Origin of the sequence: Emcibacter nanhaiensis, assembly GCF_006385175.1 — a bacterium.
GTDB classification, from domain to species: Bacteria; Pseudomonadota; Alphaproteobacteria; order Sphingomonadales; family Emcibacteraceae; genus Emcibacter; species Emcibacter nanhaiensis.
The window spans coordinates 1-14,024 of sequence record NZ_VFIY01000017.1 but is presented as its reverse complement, the minus strand read 5'-3'; the positions used below and the strand labels follow the sequence as shown (position 1 = coordinate 14,024).

The window sequence follows — 14,024 nt, the reverse complement described above, 5'->3', positions numbered from 1 at the left end:
AATGTCGAAATACTTTACACTCCTAATTTCACGCCCGAAAAATGCAACCCATTGTAGAATATAGGCTTTTCATTCATATCCCGCCCGAATACCAGTCAGAAACCCTGGCAACTGTAAAAATATTTTACAGTTATGGTTAACGGCGCCCGCCATCTCCCGGTTAGATCATAAATATTATTGTTATATAACAGATAGTTAACAGAATTCCTGCGCACAAAAAAGAACTGGCACACTTTATGCTACAAACATCAACAAGTTAATTTCACACTACAGTTTGCGTAATTCCCGCAGATTGCAGGCATATTTTCCTGTGATCTAGATGTTTTTTCGTTTCCCAAGAAAGGAAAATACACATGAAGAATTTGCGCCTCCCAACAACTCTTCTGGCTCTCGCCGCAATGACGATTGCCGCAACAATTTCAACGGCCCGTGCCAACATAATCGATTTGAGCGCAGGTTCGGAATGGCTGGCCACCGATGACGGCGTTATCGGCACCAGATGGACACAGGGCATCGTCAATCCGGGAGAAGGCGTCCCCGCCACAACGCCCTATGGCAATGCTGCGACAAATGTCCTCAACAAGGATAGAATGATGTGGTATTGCGGCGATGATGGAAGTCTGTGCACTGTAGACGACGGCGGCAATGCCTCCGGAGACGGTCCCATTGATACCTTTTATCTACGCACCTTTTATCTGAAAGCAGAGGATATGGACGGCGCACTTGCCCTCATTGCCGACGACTTTCTTGAAGTCTGGCTGAACGGACAGTTTGTCTTCAACGGAATTCTCGACCAAAACCAAACCGAGGGACAGCCGGATCCGTTTATCCTGACGATAAACGACCTCGACCTGAGTATCGACAGCGGAACAACCTTGAATCAGGCAGAGCCTGACGGCCTGCTGGAAAATATTCTGCAGGTGGGCTGGAACACCCTCGCCATAAGAGCCATGGACGGTGCCCTTCCCGACGATCAGGGCAGTTGTGACCGAGGTGTCGAAAAGATTATCACCGGCGGCTCTTTCTGCAACTACAACCGCGCCTTTGAATATCTCTTTGTGTCAGGAAGCGTGAGAGCGGATGAACCTGCCTCGCTTGGATTGTTCGCCTTTGCCCTGCTTGGGATCGGCCTCTACCGCAGACGGCGTGACTGAGAAACAAGGCCGGCTGCTTCCGGCGACTGCCCAGCCCGGTTCCGCAGAGAGCAGCTGTCACCTAACCCCGTTTCGGGACAAAGGGATGAATAGCCTTCACGTTCTCATTCAACAAGAGCTACCGTTAGGGTTATTGATTTGGAATTGGATGAGGAGGGAGAGGCACGTCATGCAGTATAGAGTCCTGAGCTGGACACTATTGGCAGCTTTTTCGATGATAATCATTTTGGGAACCGGCGCCCGGGCCTCGGAAGAAGAGGTGGCCAATGTGGAGCGGGCCTTTGCCCAAAGCATGGCGGACCGGGATATTGCCGCCTTCGCCAGCTTCGTGGATGACGAGGCCGTCTTCTGGGGCAACGGCGCCGCCGCCCGGGGCAAGGAAAATGTCCTGAAAGACTGGGCTCCCTATTTCGAGGGCGAAGCGGCCCCGTTCAGCTGGGAGCCGAAAACAGTGCTGATGCTGGAGTCCGGCACCCTGGCGCTGAGCACCGGACCGGTCAGGACCCCCGACGGCCGCCATGTGGCCAACTATTCGTCGATCTGGCGCAAGCATGCCGACGGCCAGTGGAAAATCGTGTTCGACAAAGGCTACCCGGAATGTCCGAAGTCTGAGGCCCAATGAAGGAAAGGTGCCGGTCATGACCATATTCGCAAGGTTTTCCTGCTTCGCCCGTCTTGTTTTAATGCTCTGTTTGTCCGGAAGTTGTGGTATAATTGCCGCAACGGCAAAGGAGGCTCAGATGATGCAACTGGCGAGCATATCTTTTGAACCGGGACAAACGGTCCCGTCCCAATATACGTGTGAAGGCGCAAATATTTCTCCCGAATTGCATTGGAGTGATGCGCCGGAGAATACGCAGACATTTGCGCTGATCACCGATGATCCGGACGCCCCGGCCGGCACCTGGGTACACTGGGTAATGTATAACATCCCGGCCGACACCGGCGCATTGCCGGAAAACCTGCCCAAGTCCGAAACGCTTGAAAATGGCATCCACCAGGGCCGCAATGACTTCCCGGCCACCGGCTACGGCGGGCCGTGTCCGCCGCGGGGCCACGGCCCGCACCGCTATTTCTTTAAACTCTATGCCTTGGACACCGTCCTCGAACTGAAAAAAGGTGTGACCAAGGCCGAGCTGGAACGGGCTATGCAAGGCCACATCCTGGCCAAAGCCGAACTCATGGGCCTGTATGAGCGCCAATAGAGCCTGATCAACAAGGAGCTGTCATGACCATCGAACGCCAGGAGATCCGCATCACCCCGCCAGGACTGGATGGTTTTTTAATCCTGCCCGATAATGCGCGGGGCCTTGTCCTGTTTGCCCACGGCAGCGGCAGCAGCCGTTTCAGCAGCCGCAACAATTACGTCGCCGAAGGGCTGCAAAACGCCGGAATCGCGACGCTCCTGTTCGATCTTTTAACCGAAGAGGAAGCCGCCGACCGCTCCAACGTGTTCGACATCCCGTTTCTGACCCAGCGGCTGGTCACAGCAACCGACTGGGCGGCGGAGCAGGGCAGCCTTAAGAACCTGCCGCTCGGCTATTTCGGGGCCAGCACCGGGGCCGCTGCCGCGCTGATGGCGGAAGCCGGTACAGACAGGCCCATTCGCGCCATCGTCTCCCGCGGCGGACGACCGGACCTTGCCGCGGATGTTTTGGCCCAGACCAAGGCGCCAACCCTGTTGATCGTCGGCGGCGATGACTTCGGCGTTATTGAACTGAATGAGCAGGCTTATGCCGCCCTCAATTGTGAAAAGGCGCTGGAAATCGTGCCGCATGCCACCCATTTGTTCGAAGAGCCGGGGGCGCTGGACCAGGTGATCGAGCTGGCCAGGGAGTGGTTTATCCAGCATTTGTAAGACAAAAGAAAGGCCAGGTAACAATGTTCAAAGACCGGACAGAAGCCGGGCAAATACTGGCAAAGCAACTGGAAAAATACCGCGAGAAAGAACCGGTTATTCTGGCGCTGCCGCGGGGCGGACTGCCCATCGGCTATGAGGTTGCCAAAGCCCTGGGGGCGCCGCTGGATATTCTTCTGGTGCGTAAAATCGGCACGCCGGGATCGCCGGAACTGGCCGCGGGGGCCGTGGTTGACGGCGATGAGCCGGAACTGGTGCTGAATGAGGACATCGTCAAACTCTATGACATCCCGGGCGACTATATTGAAAAACACGAAAAACAACAGCTGGCGGAAATCGAACGCCGCCGCGCCCTCTATCTCGAAGGCCGCCCACCCCTCGACACCAGGGCAAAGACGGTCATTATCGTTGATGACGGCATCGCCACCGGCGCAACAATACGCGCCGCCGTTCATGCTCTGAAGCGGAAAAATCCCAAGCGCGTGATCGTTGCGGTGCCGGTCGCCCCTCCGGAAACAGTGGAAAAACTCGCGAGCGAAGCAGACGAGGTGATCTGCCTTGCGATGCCGGTGCCGTTTTATGCCGTCGGCGCTTTTTACCAGCAGTTTGACCAGCTGACCGATGAAGACGTGGTAACGATTTTGCGGCAAACGGACCGAAAGAACAAAAGCTAAGCCGCAGTCCGCTCGCCGGAGTGGGAAGAGCTCGTCCTCGACCAGGTAACGTGCGGATCGAAGCCGACAGCGACAGGCAGGCCCTGTCGCTTTTTTTTGTGAAAGTGACGGACAGTGAATGCTACAGCGTGAGGACTGTTTGAATTCAGGATTGGTAGTGGAGGCGTGCTTCCACTGCAAATCCCGGCCTGATTAGCAGGTTTAGATCACGGGCTGGATGCTTCCGTTTGGCCTCCGTCGTCCCGCAAAACAATATAGATGGCCGGAATGACCAGAACCGTCAGCAAGGTGGAGGAAACCAGCCCGAACAGCAGGGAAATGGCAAGCCCCTGGAAAATAGGATCACTGAGGATCGTGACCGCACCGATCATGGCCGCCAACGCCGTGAGAAGAATGGGCTTGAAACGCACAGCCCCCGCCTCAAGCAGGATTTCCTTCATGGATTCCCCGTGTCCGCCGCCGTGGCGGATAAAATCAACCAGCAGGATGGAGTTACGGACAATAATCCCGGCCAGGGCAATGAAACCGATCATCGAGGTGGCGGTAAAGGCCGCCCCAAACAGCCAGTGCCCCAGGATAATGCCGATCAGGGTGAGCGGCACCGGTGTCAGGATCACCAGCGGCAGTTTGAAACTTCCGAACTGGCCCACCACCAATACATAAATGCCCATCAGCGCCACCGCGAAAGCAATCCCCATGTCGCGGAAAGTGACATAGGTGATTTCCCATTCCCCGTCCCAGAGCAGGACCGACTGCATCGGGTCTTCCGGCTGGCCGTGATATTTGATTGTCGGCGGTGTCAGGTTGCCCCAGTCATGTTTGTCGATCAGGTCCTGCACATCCAGCATGCCATAGATCGGCGCTTCGAAATCGCCGCTGAGTTCAGCCATCACCATGTCGGTGAAATATCCGTTGTGCCTGAAAATGACCGGCGAGCCCTGCTCCGTGGTCACCTGTACGATTTCACCAAGCTCCACATAGTTTTTCTCTCCATCGGCCACATTGAGCGGCACCGGTGTCGAGGCCATTCTCTCCGTCCAGACCAGTGCTGATTTTGGCTGTCCGATGACAATTTCCAGCGGGTCACGTCCTTCGCCGCGGTAGGAATAGCCAACCGGGATCCCGTCAATCAGGCCCTGGATGGTATCATAGACATCCTGTTGTTCAGCCCCGAAAAATTCGAGCCGTTCCTGGTCAATGGTGATGTGCTGGCGCGGCCGCGGCAACCCGATGGAATCGTCGATATCAACGATATAGGGCACCGCCGCGAATATCTTCTCCACCTCGGCGACCGTTTTCTGGCGCGTGGCCGCATCGGGGCCATAAATTTCCGCAAGCAATGTGGCCATCACCGGCGGGCCTGGCGGCACCTCGACCACTTTCAGGCTTGTGCCCGGGGGAAGGGCAAGGTCCTTCAGTCTGGCCCGGATATCAAGGGCGATATCATGACTGGTCCGGTCGCGATCCCCCTTGCCGACCAGCATAATCTGCAGTTCCCCCAGTTCCGGGGACTGCCGGAGGTAATAGTGGCGGACAAGGCCGTTGAAATTAAACGGCGCCGCGGTCCCCGCGAAGGTCTGCATCAATTCGACTTCGGGCAACGTCCGGATTTGATCCGCAACCCGGAACAGGACACGTTCGGTGTCCTCGAGGCTTGCGCCTTCCGCCAGATCGACCACGATCTGCAGCTCTGACTTATTGTCAAAAGGCAGCAATTTTACCGTCACCGACCGGGTCGCAAACAGGATAAAGCTGGCAAAGGTCAGCACGCCGACAAGAACAAGGAAAACCAGAGCCCGTTTGCGGCTGCGGATCACGGGTTCCGCGACTTTGCGGTAAAGCGCACCCAGTTTGCCCGCCCCTTCATGATGGTGGCCGCTTCCTGACGCCCGTTCCGGAGAGACTTTCAGCAGCAGCCAGGGGGCAACCACCACGGCAATAAAAAAGGAAAACAGCATTGCTGCCGATGCGTTCACCGGGATCGGCGCCATATAGGGTCCCATCAGGCCGGAAATGAACAGCATGGGCAGCAGCGCCGCAATAACCGTCAGGGTGGCGATCACTGTCGGGCTGCCGACCTCGGACACTGCTTCGATGGCAGACTGGATCCGGGGGCGCCCGTCATCCATGGCCCAGTGGCGGGCGATATTCTCGATCATGACAATGGCGTCGTCGACCAGGATACCGATGGAGAATATCAGGGCGAACAGGCTGACCCGGTTGATGGTATATCCCATCAGGTTAGCGGCAAACAAAGTCAGGAGGATTGTCACCGGAATAACCACCAGCGTTACCCCGGCCTCCCGCCAGCCGATGGCAAAACCGATCAGTACCACAATCGACATGGTGGCGAGGAACAGATGGAACAACAGCTCGTTGGCTTTTTCGTCGGCGGTTTCCCCATAGTTGCGGGTCACATCCACTTCAATTTCTTCCGGGATCAGGGAGGATTTCAGGATTTCCACCCGTTTGAGGATTTCCTCGGCCACGATCACCGCATTGGCGCCGGCCCGTTTGGAAAGCGCCAGGTTGATCGCCGGGATGCGGCTCAGACTGCCGTCTTCCTGCGGCCGCAGGGTCATGACCCTGTGTTCAGAAACCGCGGGGCCGATGATGATATCCGCCACATCGCGCACATAAACCGGTTTTCCGTTCCGGGCCGTCACCAGCAACAACCCGATATCCGGCATACCGGTCAGGGTGTTGCCGGCGATGGCGGGGCGGCTTTGTCCCTGCGCCCGCAGAAGACCAGCGGCAAAGGAGCGGTTGGCCCCCTGGATTTTTGTCATAAGCTCGGTCAGGGTGATTCCGTAGAGGGCGAGCCGTTCCGGATCCGGCTCTATGCGGACGGTCTCCGGACTTCCGCCGACGACATAGGTGAGCCCCACATTTTCCACCTTGATCAGCTCGGCCTGTACTTCATCGGCCAGCCGGTAAAGATCCGCCTCGCGCCAGCGGCCGGCCGCTTCCGCTTTTGGCGTCAGGCTAAGAACAACCGTGGCCACATCATTGATGCCTCGCCCGGTCACCAGCGGTTCGGGAACGCCGACCGGAATCCGGTCATAATTGGCCCGGATTTTTTCATGCACCCGCAGAATGGCATTGTCGGCGCTGGTGCCGACCAGGAACCGCGCCGTGACCAGGACCTGGTCGTCCACGGTCTGGCTGTAGACATGCTCGACCCCGTCGATGCTTTTCACGATCTCTTCGAGCGGTTTGGTGATCAGTTCGGCGGCGTCGGAAGCGCGTATGCCGTTCGCCTGCACATGAATATCTACCAGCGGCACGCTGATCTGCGGCTCCTCCTCCCTGGGAATGGAGAAGAGCGCCATCAATCCCAGCAGAAACGCCGCAATCAGAAACAAGGGGGTGATGGGCGACTGGATCGTCGCCCGGGTCAACTTGCCTGATATCCCGAGCTTGTTCATGGTTTCTCCAAAATATCCCCGTCACGAAGACCGGAGATGATTTCAACGCCCTGTTCAATGTCTGACGTGGAAACCGCTCCCCCGCGCTGCACCGGGACTTCCATCACGCGTCCATCCGGCTGCCTGACATGGACATAGTCTATGCCGTATCGGGTGATGATATACTCTTTTGGCACCACAATGGTTTGCCGCTCGCCGCCCGCAATCCAGGTGCGGACGCGCTTGCCGACAAAATATCCTGCAAGTCCATTGATATCCGCATCAACAGTCACCCGGCCGTTTTCAATTTTCGGATATACCTTGACAATGTTTACCCGGTTGCCGTCCTCCAGCTTGACCGGGTCTCCGATTTGCAGGGACAGGCCGTAACGCTCGGGGACGGAAAGGCGCAGAACATAATTCTCCCCGGCCAGGGTCGCGATCGCCTCCCCCGGCATCACCACCGTGCCGATGGTCAGGGGCACATGCAGGATGCGCCCGGCAACCGGCGCCAGCACCTCCCCTTCCCGGGCCTGGCGGACGATCACATCGCGGTCGGAAACAGCTGCGTTAAGCGCCCCTTCAGCGATATTATACTGGGCCTGGACTTCATCCAGACGCGCCCTGGAAACGTTTCCGGACGCAATCAGCTGCTTGGTACGTTCCAGGTCAACCGCCGCCTTGTCGAACTGGGCCCTGAGGGCGGCAATATGGGATTCCATGGACCTGATCTGCAGGGCAAGCTTTTCGTCGACAACCCGGGCGATGACCTGGCCGGGACGGACCAGGTCGCCCTCCTTCACGCCGATCTCTATCACTGTGCCGGTCAGCCGCGACCTTGCCGCAACCTCTTTCACACTTTCGACCGTCGCGAAAACCGCTTTTTCATCCTGGATAGTCAGGCTGTGAACCGTCAGGGTTTCCTGGGCCCGCAATGGCAGGGCGGACAGGCAAAGAAGTAAAATGACAAGAACTGAAATTCTGGGCATGCGGGTCTCTTTTCTTTGTCTTGGGCTACTGTCGCCCGATCGGCCGCTCCGGAGCAAACAGAAACTTTCCGTGCCGATCGGGGAAATGCTCTCTTTGGGAACAATAGTAACCAAGCCTTGTCCCAAAGCGCAAGCAACATGCATTGACCGTTATGAAATATGCCGGTCACTACACGCGACTTTCCTGTTTCTGTGCTTCTGAACCTAAGTGCCCCCCTTACTGTGCCGCCGCAAGAACCGATACGAGCGAAACATTGTTATGGAGCTTTTGAATTCCTTTTTCACACCAGAGCTAAAGGACAGGCCTGGCGGTAGCAGTGCAACCTGTTGGATATCCAGCCCAAAAGAAATTTGACTCCCACAAACATATAATATAATTGAATATGGCCTCATTTTTATTTATAACAACCACTATCCTTAGGGAGCAAAATTATGAAGGAAAAGCGCCTGCACCTCCCCGCGGAGATTGGCTATGCCGACGCGAAATTCACCTCGCATGTGCCCGGCACTGTGTCCCGGTGCCGGGCGATCGCCTGCGCCACACGCCGAAATGGACGGCCAACGTTGCCCTTGGTGCGAAAGCCCCCGGCCTGGAGAGATATGCCGCCAACCGGCCCCGCACTATCGGTTTGAACGTAAAAGGCGCTTTCTAATTGAAGGAAATCTTCCGGTTGAGGAGCCAGTCCTCCTCAACCGGTTAAACACCCTAAGGAGACATCAGCCATGAAACACATCCTCCACCAAACTATTCTCATCAAGCTGACCATATTGGCTGCTTTCTTTTCATGGTCGCCCGTCCTTGCTCAAGAGGCGCATCTCAACCGGCCGCTTCGACCGACCAACACCTTCTCAATCATCGCCCGTGATCCAGAAAGCGGGGAACTTGGCGCCGCCGTCCAGACGCACTGGTTCGCCGTCGGGGTACGTGTCATCAGGACGGAACCCGGTGTCGGAGTGGTAGCCACCCAATCCTTTACCGATCCGTCCTATGCACCGCTCGGGCTCGAGATGATGAAGGCCGGAAAGACAGCGCCCCAGGCCCTCAAGGGCCTTCTTGCCGCTGACAGCAATGCCTCGGTACGTCAGGTCGCCATGCTGGATGCCAGTGGCAACGTAGCGTCTCATACCGGAAGCAAAAACATTCAGAATGCCTGCAACATCTCTGGCGAGAATTACTCCGTTCAGGCAAACATGATGAAAAACTCGACTGTTTGTTCCGCCATGGCGCAGGCTTTCGAAGCCACTTCCGGCGAGCTTGCCGATCGCATGTACGCGGCCCTTGAGGCGGCCCAAAAAGAAGGGGGCGACATCCGGGGACGACAATCCGCGTCCCTCCAGGTGGTAAAAGGCGATAAAGGCGTACCCCTCTGGCAGGGCTGGGTATACAGCCTTCGGGTTGATGACCACAAAACACCGCTCAAGGAACTCGGACGCCTTCTTTCGGTCGCAAAGACCTACCGGCTTCTCAATGAGGGAGACAGGTATGTAGTGGAAGGGCGCATCGAGGAAGGGCTTGAGGCCTACCGAACAGCCGAAAAAATGGACCCGGGCAACCATGAAGCTCTTTTCTGGCATGCGGTAACCCTGGCAGAACTTAACAGGGTTGAGGAGAGCCTGCCGCTGTTCCGGAAAGCCTTCAGGCTATGGCCTGACTGGAAGGAGATGGTGACCAGGCTTCCAAAGGCGGGCTTACTGCCCGAAGACCCGAAAATCCTTGCCCAAATCCTGGAACAGGGGAACTGAAAATGACCGGGTTTCGATCTTTCTTTGTCGCTTTTGTGTTCTTCCTCCCGGCTTTTGCGGCCAACTGCGCCGAAGACCTGCAGGAGAAAGACCAGGTCCTCAGCTATATTGATCGTCATTTTGAAGAACAAATCAGTTTTCTGGAAAAAGTCGTCAATATCAACAGCGGCACCCGCAATATTTCCGGGGTAAGAAAAGTGGGAGAGGAGTTTGCCGCTGAATTCGAAAAACTCGGGTTTAAGAATTTCTGGATAAAAATGCCATTCGAAATGAAGCGGGCCGGCCATCTTTATTCCCAACGGGAAGGAGAAGACGGACCGCATATTCTGCTGATCGGCCATCTGGATACAGTCTTTTCAAAGGACAGCGATTTCCAGAAATTCACCCATCAGGGGAACCACATCACCGGTCCGGGTGTAGTTGACATGAAAGGCGGCGACGTTGTCATGCTCTATGCTCTCAAAGCCCTTCACGCCTGCGGCATACTGGATGGAAAATCCATAAAAATATTTTTGACCGGCGATGAAGAAAATGTGGGTCCCCCCCTCTCTCTCAGTCGTCGGGAGCTTATTGACGCCGCAAAACAATCCGACATGGCGCTCAGCTTTGAATCGGGACAGCAGGACCAGGCCGTGATCGCCCGGCGCGGAGCAAGCCTGTGGTCCCTGGGAGTGTCCGCCAAACGGGCGCATTCCAGCACAATTTTCTCCGAAGATTCCGGTGACGGCGCCATATATGAAACCGCCAGGATCCTGAAAAAATTTCATAAATTCGCCCAAAACATGCCAAACCTGACTCTGAACCCGGCAGTGATTGCCGGCGGGACATCAGCGGGATTTGATGCCGGATCCGCGACCTGGACGTCGGCCGGTAAAGACAACATCATTCCGCAGGTTGTCGAGAGCCGGGGCGATCTCAGATTCATCTCCCGTGAGCAGCTGGATGACGCCCGGGCGGAAATGCGGAAAATTATTGAAGAAAATTTGCCTCATACATCGGCCGAAATCACCTTTACCGATCTTTACCCGGCCATGTCGATTACACCAGAAAACAAGCGACTTCTTGGAGTTCTTGACGAGGTGAGCCAGGAACTGGGGTACGGGCCGGTCGGACCGAACCAGCCGGGTGACCGGGGAGCAGGTGATATCTCCTTTGTCGCGCCTCATGTGGCCTCCATCGATGCACTGGGCCCCTGGGGAGGAGGTTCTCATACCACCCAGGAGTGGCTCGATACTGAAGGTTTCAGAAAGGCAACAAAGCGTACCGCGCTGCTTCTCTATCAGATCTTTCAGTCACACCAACGTCATCCCGACGGCTCATAGCCGTCGGGCCCTGTAATTTTGAAAGAAATTGCATTCCCTTCTCCTCCCTTCGCCTCAAACGCGGTCAAGATAGGCGACCGCTTCAATCTCAATAAGAGCGCCGGGAACCATCAGCTCGGAACAAACCGTAGAACGCGTCGGAGGACAATCGGCGAAAAACTCGCTGTAGACCGCATTAAACGCCCTGAAGTCTTCCCGCCGCACCAGCCAGACCGTGACCTTGACCACATCCTCGAGACCTGCGCCAGCCGCCTTGAGCACAGCTTCCATATTTCCAAGGCACTGTCGCGTCTGGGCCGAAATATCATCTTCGGCGAAACTTCCATCCGCGCGAAAGGGCAAAACGCCGGATAGATACAGATTGTTTCCCGCCTTTATGGCCGGCGACAGAGGAACAACGGTGCCATCAGCCAGTACCGGCGGCCGCCCTAGTCTTTCAATAGTCATTAAAACAAACTCCTGTAAGTTTTACTGATCGATATGATCGGAATTGTGAACCTGCAACGTGGCCGGCCGGAATATTTTTCGCACCCCCACGGTCATGACCGGCACCAGGTAAAAAGCGATGAAGCCGTATGTGAGCAAACCGTATCCCTGGGCGATCAGGGAAATGATCCCCACCTTTGCCGCAACGAATACCGCCGCGGCAGTGACAACCACTGCGATGGCGGGCCGGAAACTTTTTGGCATGGTTCTTTGTTGTTCCTGCAGGGTATGATCAATCCGCTCGTTCAGCATGTGAATGAGGGCTGTTCCGGTTTCAATAAACGTCCCGAAGATGACAATCTGAAAAAAGATACTGAACCAGGGGGCGTCAAGAACATCCAGGATATACTTCAGGGGAACCGCCACGCCGTTGATTTGTGGATAGAATCCCACCATCACCACATAGAGGAAAAACGCTGGCAAAATAGCCAGGGGACCGCCCAGAAATCCTGCCGTGAAAGCCTCGCGCCGACTGCCAAGATGGCCAAGGGCGAAAAGAATGGCCGGAATGGCGGCGATATTATAGGTCGCATATTTAAACCCGTCCTCAAACCACTCCCCAGTCTCGCTGACAGCAGTGAAATTTTCGACAATACGATCCTGGAAGATCATGGCTCCCCACAAGATCAGGACACCGTAAGCCACATATAATACGATCGCCCAACTGGCCATCACTTTTTCGATGACATCGCTTTTCTGGAACGCGAGGACGGCAATGGCGGCCATCAGACCGATGCTGCCGTATAGTTCATTGATTCCGAAGTTTTCCGCAAAAATATTGCCGGAGGCCGAACCCAGCACCGCAAGCACCAGAAACGCCAACAGAAAGAAGGGGATTTCATATAAAAACCAGAAACGGCCGAGCAAAACCTTGAAAAATGACCTGTAGTCGAATGAACCGGTAAGGCGAGCCAGTTCAAAGGTCAGCATCAGGACAATGCTCCAAATTGCTGAGGTTACCAGAAGGCCCCACAACCCGCCCAAGGGACCGTTGGACAGGAAAAACTCCACCAGTTCACGTCCGGTGGCATAGCCGCCACCGATGACCACCGACTGAAAGACCAGTCCCGGTATCAGATAATGATAAAATACTCTTCTCACCTGGCGCCCTCCTGGCTAGTAAATGATTTTGCCGATCTCTAAAATCGGCCCGGCCTGTACGCCTGGCTGTCTATCTCCGGCTCCTGCCCGGTCATGATGTCTGCCAGAAGACGGGCGGATCCCGCCGCCATGGTCCAGCCCAGATGCCCGTGTCCGGCATTGATAAACAGATTTTCAGCACCAAGCCTGCCAATCAGAGGGACACCATCCGGAGAAACAGGTCTGAACCCGGTCCAGGCCTCACCAGTCTTGTCCTGCAAATTATCCAGCAAGGAAGGATAAACCCTGGCAATTACATCCCGCAGGTTGTCCACCCTCCCCTTTGACAGGGTCCGGTCAAACCCGGCAAACTCAGCTGTGCCGGCAATCCTGAACCGCTTGCCGAGGGGCACCAGGGCGGCATGAAGTTCATCATCCACCACCGGGATACGGGGCATATCTTTAACACCATCTCCGGCAAACGTCAGGGAGTAGCCCTTGACGGGCTGTATGGGGACACGCGCACGGATTTTCCCGAGCAAACCACTTGAGTAACATCCCGCAGCCAGCACAAAAAGATCTGCCTGATGTATCGCGCTTCCGCAACAGACTGCACTTATCCTGCCATTCTGTTGCTCCAAGGAGGTGACCGCGGAATTGAAATGATAGCGCACACCGCGTTGCTTCGTCTCCGCCATTAACGCCTGGCAGAATTTATGTGCATCCCCGCTTTCGTCATCAGGGAAATATACGCCTCCGGCGATCCGGTCGATACCTTGCGCCAGCATGGGTTCCAGTTTGGCAATCTGGGCAGGCGTCATGGGCTTAAATTTCAACCCTTGCGCCGCAAGCGGCGCGAGTTGAACCAACTTTTTGGCAAATATAACTTCATCGGAAAAAAGCTTGAGTGTACCGCTCGGCATAAAGTCGTAGGAGATATCAGATTCCCGGCGGATCTCCTTCATCATCTGCACCGAGTAATGGGACAGCATGAAGTTATTCAGGGTATTGCGGTGAAAAATCGCCGGACTACTGTTTCGCAGAAATCCTATTCCCCATCCGATCATTCCAGGCAGGGCTCTGGGTCGGATCAGCAACGGGCTGTCCTCCTGTCCCATGGTCAGGAGCATTTCCCGCCATGATCCCGGCGCATTCCATGGATCGGACATACTTGGGGTCAGGATGCCGCCATTGGCAAAGCTGGTTTCCATACCCGCCGTTGCCTGCTGCTCCAGAACAGTGACCTCCAGACCCGCTTTACTCAGGTAATAGGCCGTCGAGACCCCCTGAAGACCGGCCCCAATTACAACT

12 protein-coding genes are annotated in these 14,024 nt (G+C 55.9%); 7 read left to right on the top strand and 5 right to left on the bottom strand.

The features are described from left to right. Positions 1–353: 353 nt before the first annotated feature. The 5 genes from FIV46_RS13960 to FIV46_RS13940 all read left to right on the top strand — a co-directional run bounded on the left by FIV46_RS13960 (position 354) and on the right by FIV46_RS13940 (position 3,686). A complete protein-coding gene (locus tag FIV46_RS13960) occupies positions 354–1,154 on the top strand; it encodes a hypothetical protein (protein ID WP_139941552.1) in 801 nt (266 codons plus the stop codon). A gap of 214 nt (positions 1,155–1,368) precedes the next feature. Continuing rightward, positions 1,369–1,776: a YybH family protein gene (locus FIV46_RS13955; protein ID WP_139941551.1), complete on the top strand. Its 408-nt coding sequence runs from the start codon at positions 1,369–1,371 to the stop codon at positions 1,774–1,776. A gap of 118 nt (positions 1,777–1,894) precedes the next feature. After that, positions 1,895–2,359, top strand: a complete 465-nt coding sequence (locus tag FIV46_RS13950) for a YbhB/YbcL family Raf kinase inhibitor-like protein (protein WP_219846134.1) — start codon at positions 1,895–1,897, stop codon at positions 2,357–2,359. Positions 2,360–2,382: 23 nt separating this feature from the next. Further along, positions 2,383–3,012, top strand: a complete 630-nt coding sequence (locus FIV46_RS13945; RefSeq protein WP_139941549.1) for a dienelactone hydrolase family protein — start codon at positions 2,383–2,385, stop codon at positions 3,010–3,012. A gap of 23 nt (positions 3,013–3,035) precedes the next feature. Further along, entirely contained in the window at positions 3,036–3,686 is a 651-nt protein-coding gene (locus FIV46_RS13940; RefSeq protein WP_139941548.1) for a phosphoribosyltransferase, read from the top strand. A gap of 206 nt (positions 3,687–3,892) precedes the next feature. Here the strand turns inward: FIV46_RS13940 and FIV46_RS13935 are convergent, their stop codons facing one another. Together FIV46_RS13935 and FIV46_RS13930 are read right to left on the bottom strand one after the other, a co-directional pair. Continuing rightward, positions 3,893–7,114 (bottom strand): efflux RND transporter permease subunit, encoded by a 3,222-nt coding sequence (locus FIV46_RS13935; protein WP_139941547.1) that lies wholly within the window; start codon positions 7,112–7,114, stop codon positions 3,893–3,895. Beyond that, positions 7,111–8,082 carry an efflux RND transporter periplasmic adaptor subunit gene (locus FIV46_RS13930; RefSeq protein WP_181163246.1) on the bottom strand — a complete coding sequence of 324 codons (972 nt, stop codon included), beginning with the start codon at positions 8,080–8,082 and terminating at the stop codon, positions 7,111–7,113. Before FIV46_RS13930 ends, FIV46_RS13935 begins: the two co-directional genes overlap by 4 nt. 723 nt (positions 8,083–8,805) lie before the next feature. On the opposite strand from FIV46_RS13930, the gene FIV46_RS13925 reads away from it, so the two are divergent. Together FIV46_RS13925 and FIV46_RS13920 are read left to right on the top strand one after the other, a co-directional pair. After that, the gene (locus FIV46_RS13925) at positions 8,806–9,825 is read left to right on the top strand and encodes a DUF1028 domain-containing protein (RefSeq protein WP_139940897.1); all 1,020 of its coding nucleotides are present in this window, start codon (positions 8,806–8,808) and stop codon (positions 9,823–9,825) included. Between the two features lie 2 nt (positions 9,826–9,827). Beyond that, positions 9,828–11,147 carry a M20/M25/M40 family metallo-hydrolase gene (locus FIV46_RS13920; protein ID WP_219846080.1) on the top strand — a complete coding sequence of 440 codons (1,320 nt, stop codon included), beginning with the start codon at positions 9,828–9,830 and terminating at the stop codon, positions 11,145–11,147. A gap of 54 nt (positions 11,148–11,201) precedes the next feature. On the opposite strand, the gene FIV46_RS13915 is transcribed toward FIV46_RS13920, so the two are convergent. The 3 genes from FIV46_RS13915 to FIV46_RS13905 form a co-directional block, all read right to left on the bottom strand. After that, positions 11,202–11,594 (bottom strand): RidA family protein, encoded by a 393-nt coding sequence (locus FIV46_RS13915; protein ID WP_139940898.1) that lies wholly within the window; start codon positions 11,592–11,594, stop codon positions 11,202–11,204. Between the two features lie 21 nt (positions 11,595–11,615). Beyond that, positions 11,616–12,734, bottom strand: coding sequence for a hypothetical protein (locus tag FIV46_RS13910; RefSeq protein WP_139940899.1), 1,119 nt, complete (start codon positions 12,732–12,734; stop codon positions 11,616–11,618). 38 nt (positions 12,735–12,772) lie between these two features. Further along, positions 12,773–14,024, bottom strand: a 1,252-nt coding sequence (locus tag FIV46_RS13905; RefSeq protein WP_139941545.1) for a D-amino acid dehydrogenase, incomplete at its 5' end; no start/stop codon positions are given.

Coding starts and splice junctions, on each gene's coding strand:
- FIV46_RS13960 (WP_139941552.1), top strand. CDS start 354: ATGAAGAATTTGCGCCTCCCAACAACTCTTCTGGCTCTCGCCGCAATG.
- FIV46_RS13955 (WP_139941551.1), top strand. CDS start 1,369: ATGATAATCATTTTGGGAACCGGCGCCCGGGCCTCGGAAGAAGAGGTG.
- FIV46_RS13950 (WP_219846134.1), top strand. CDS start 1,895: ATGATGCAACTGGCGAGCATATCTTTTGAACCGGGACAAACGGTCCCG.
- FIV46_RS13945 (WP_139941549.1), top strand. CDS start 2,383: ATGACCATCGAACGCCAGGAGATCCGCATCACCCCGCCAGGACTGGAT.
- FIV46_RS13940 (WP_139941548.1), top strand. CDS start 3,036: ATGTTCAAAGACCGGACAGAAGCCGGGCAAATACTGGCAAAGCAACTG.
- FIV46_RS13935 (WP_139941547.1), bottom strand. CDS start 7,114: ATGAACAAGCTCGGGATATCAGGCAAGTTGACCCGGGCGACGATCCAG.
- FIV46_RS13930 (WP_181163246.1), bottom strand. CDS start 8,082: ATGCCCAGAATTTCAGTTCTTGTCATTTTACTTCTTTGCCTGTCCGCC.
- FIV46_RS13925 (WP_139940897.1), top strand. CDS start 8,806: ATGAAACACATCCTCCACCAAACTATTCTCATCAAGCTGACCATATTG.
- FIV46_RS13920 (WP_219846080.1), top strand. CDS start 9,828: ATGACCGGGTTTCGATCTTTCTTTGTCGCTTTTGTGTTCTTCCTCCCG.
- FIV46_RS13915 (WP_139940898.1), bottom strand. CDS start 11,594: ATGACTATTGAAAGACTAGGGCGGCCGCCGGTACTGGCTGATGGCACC.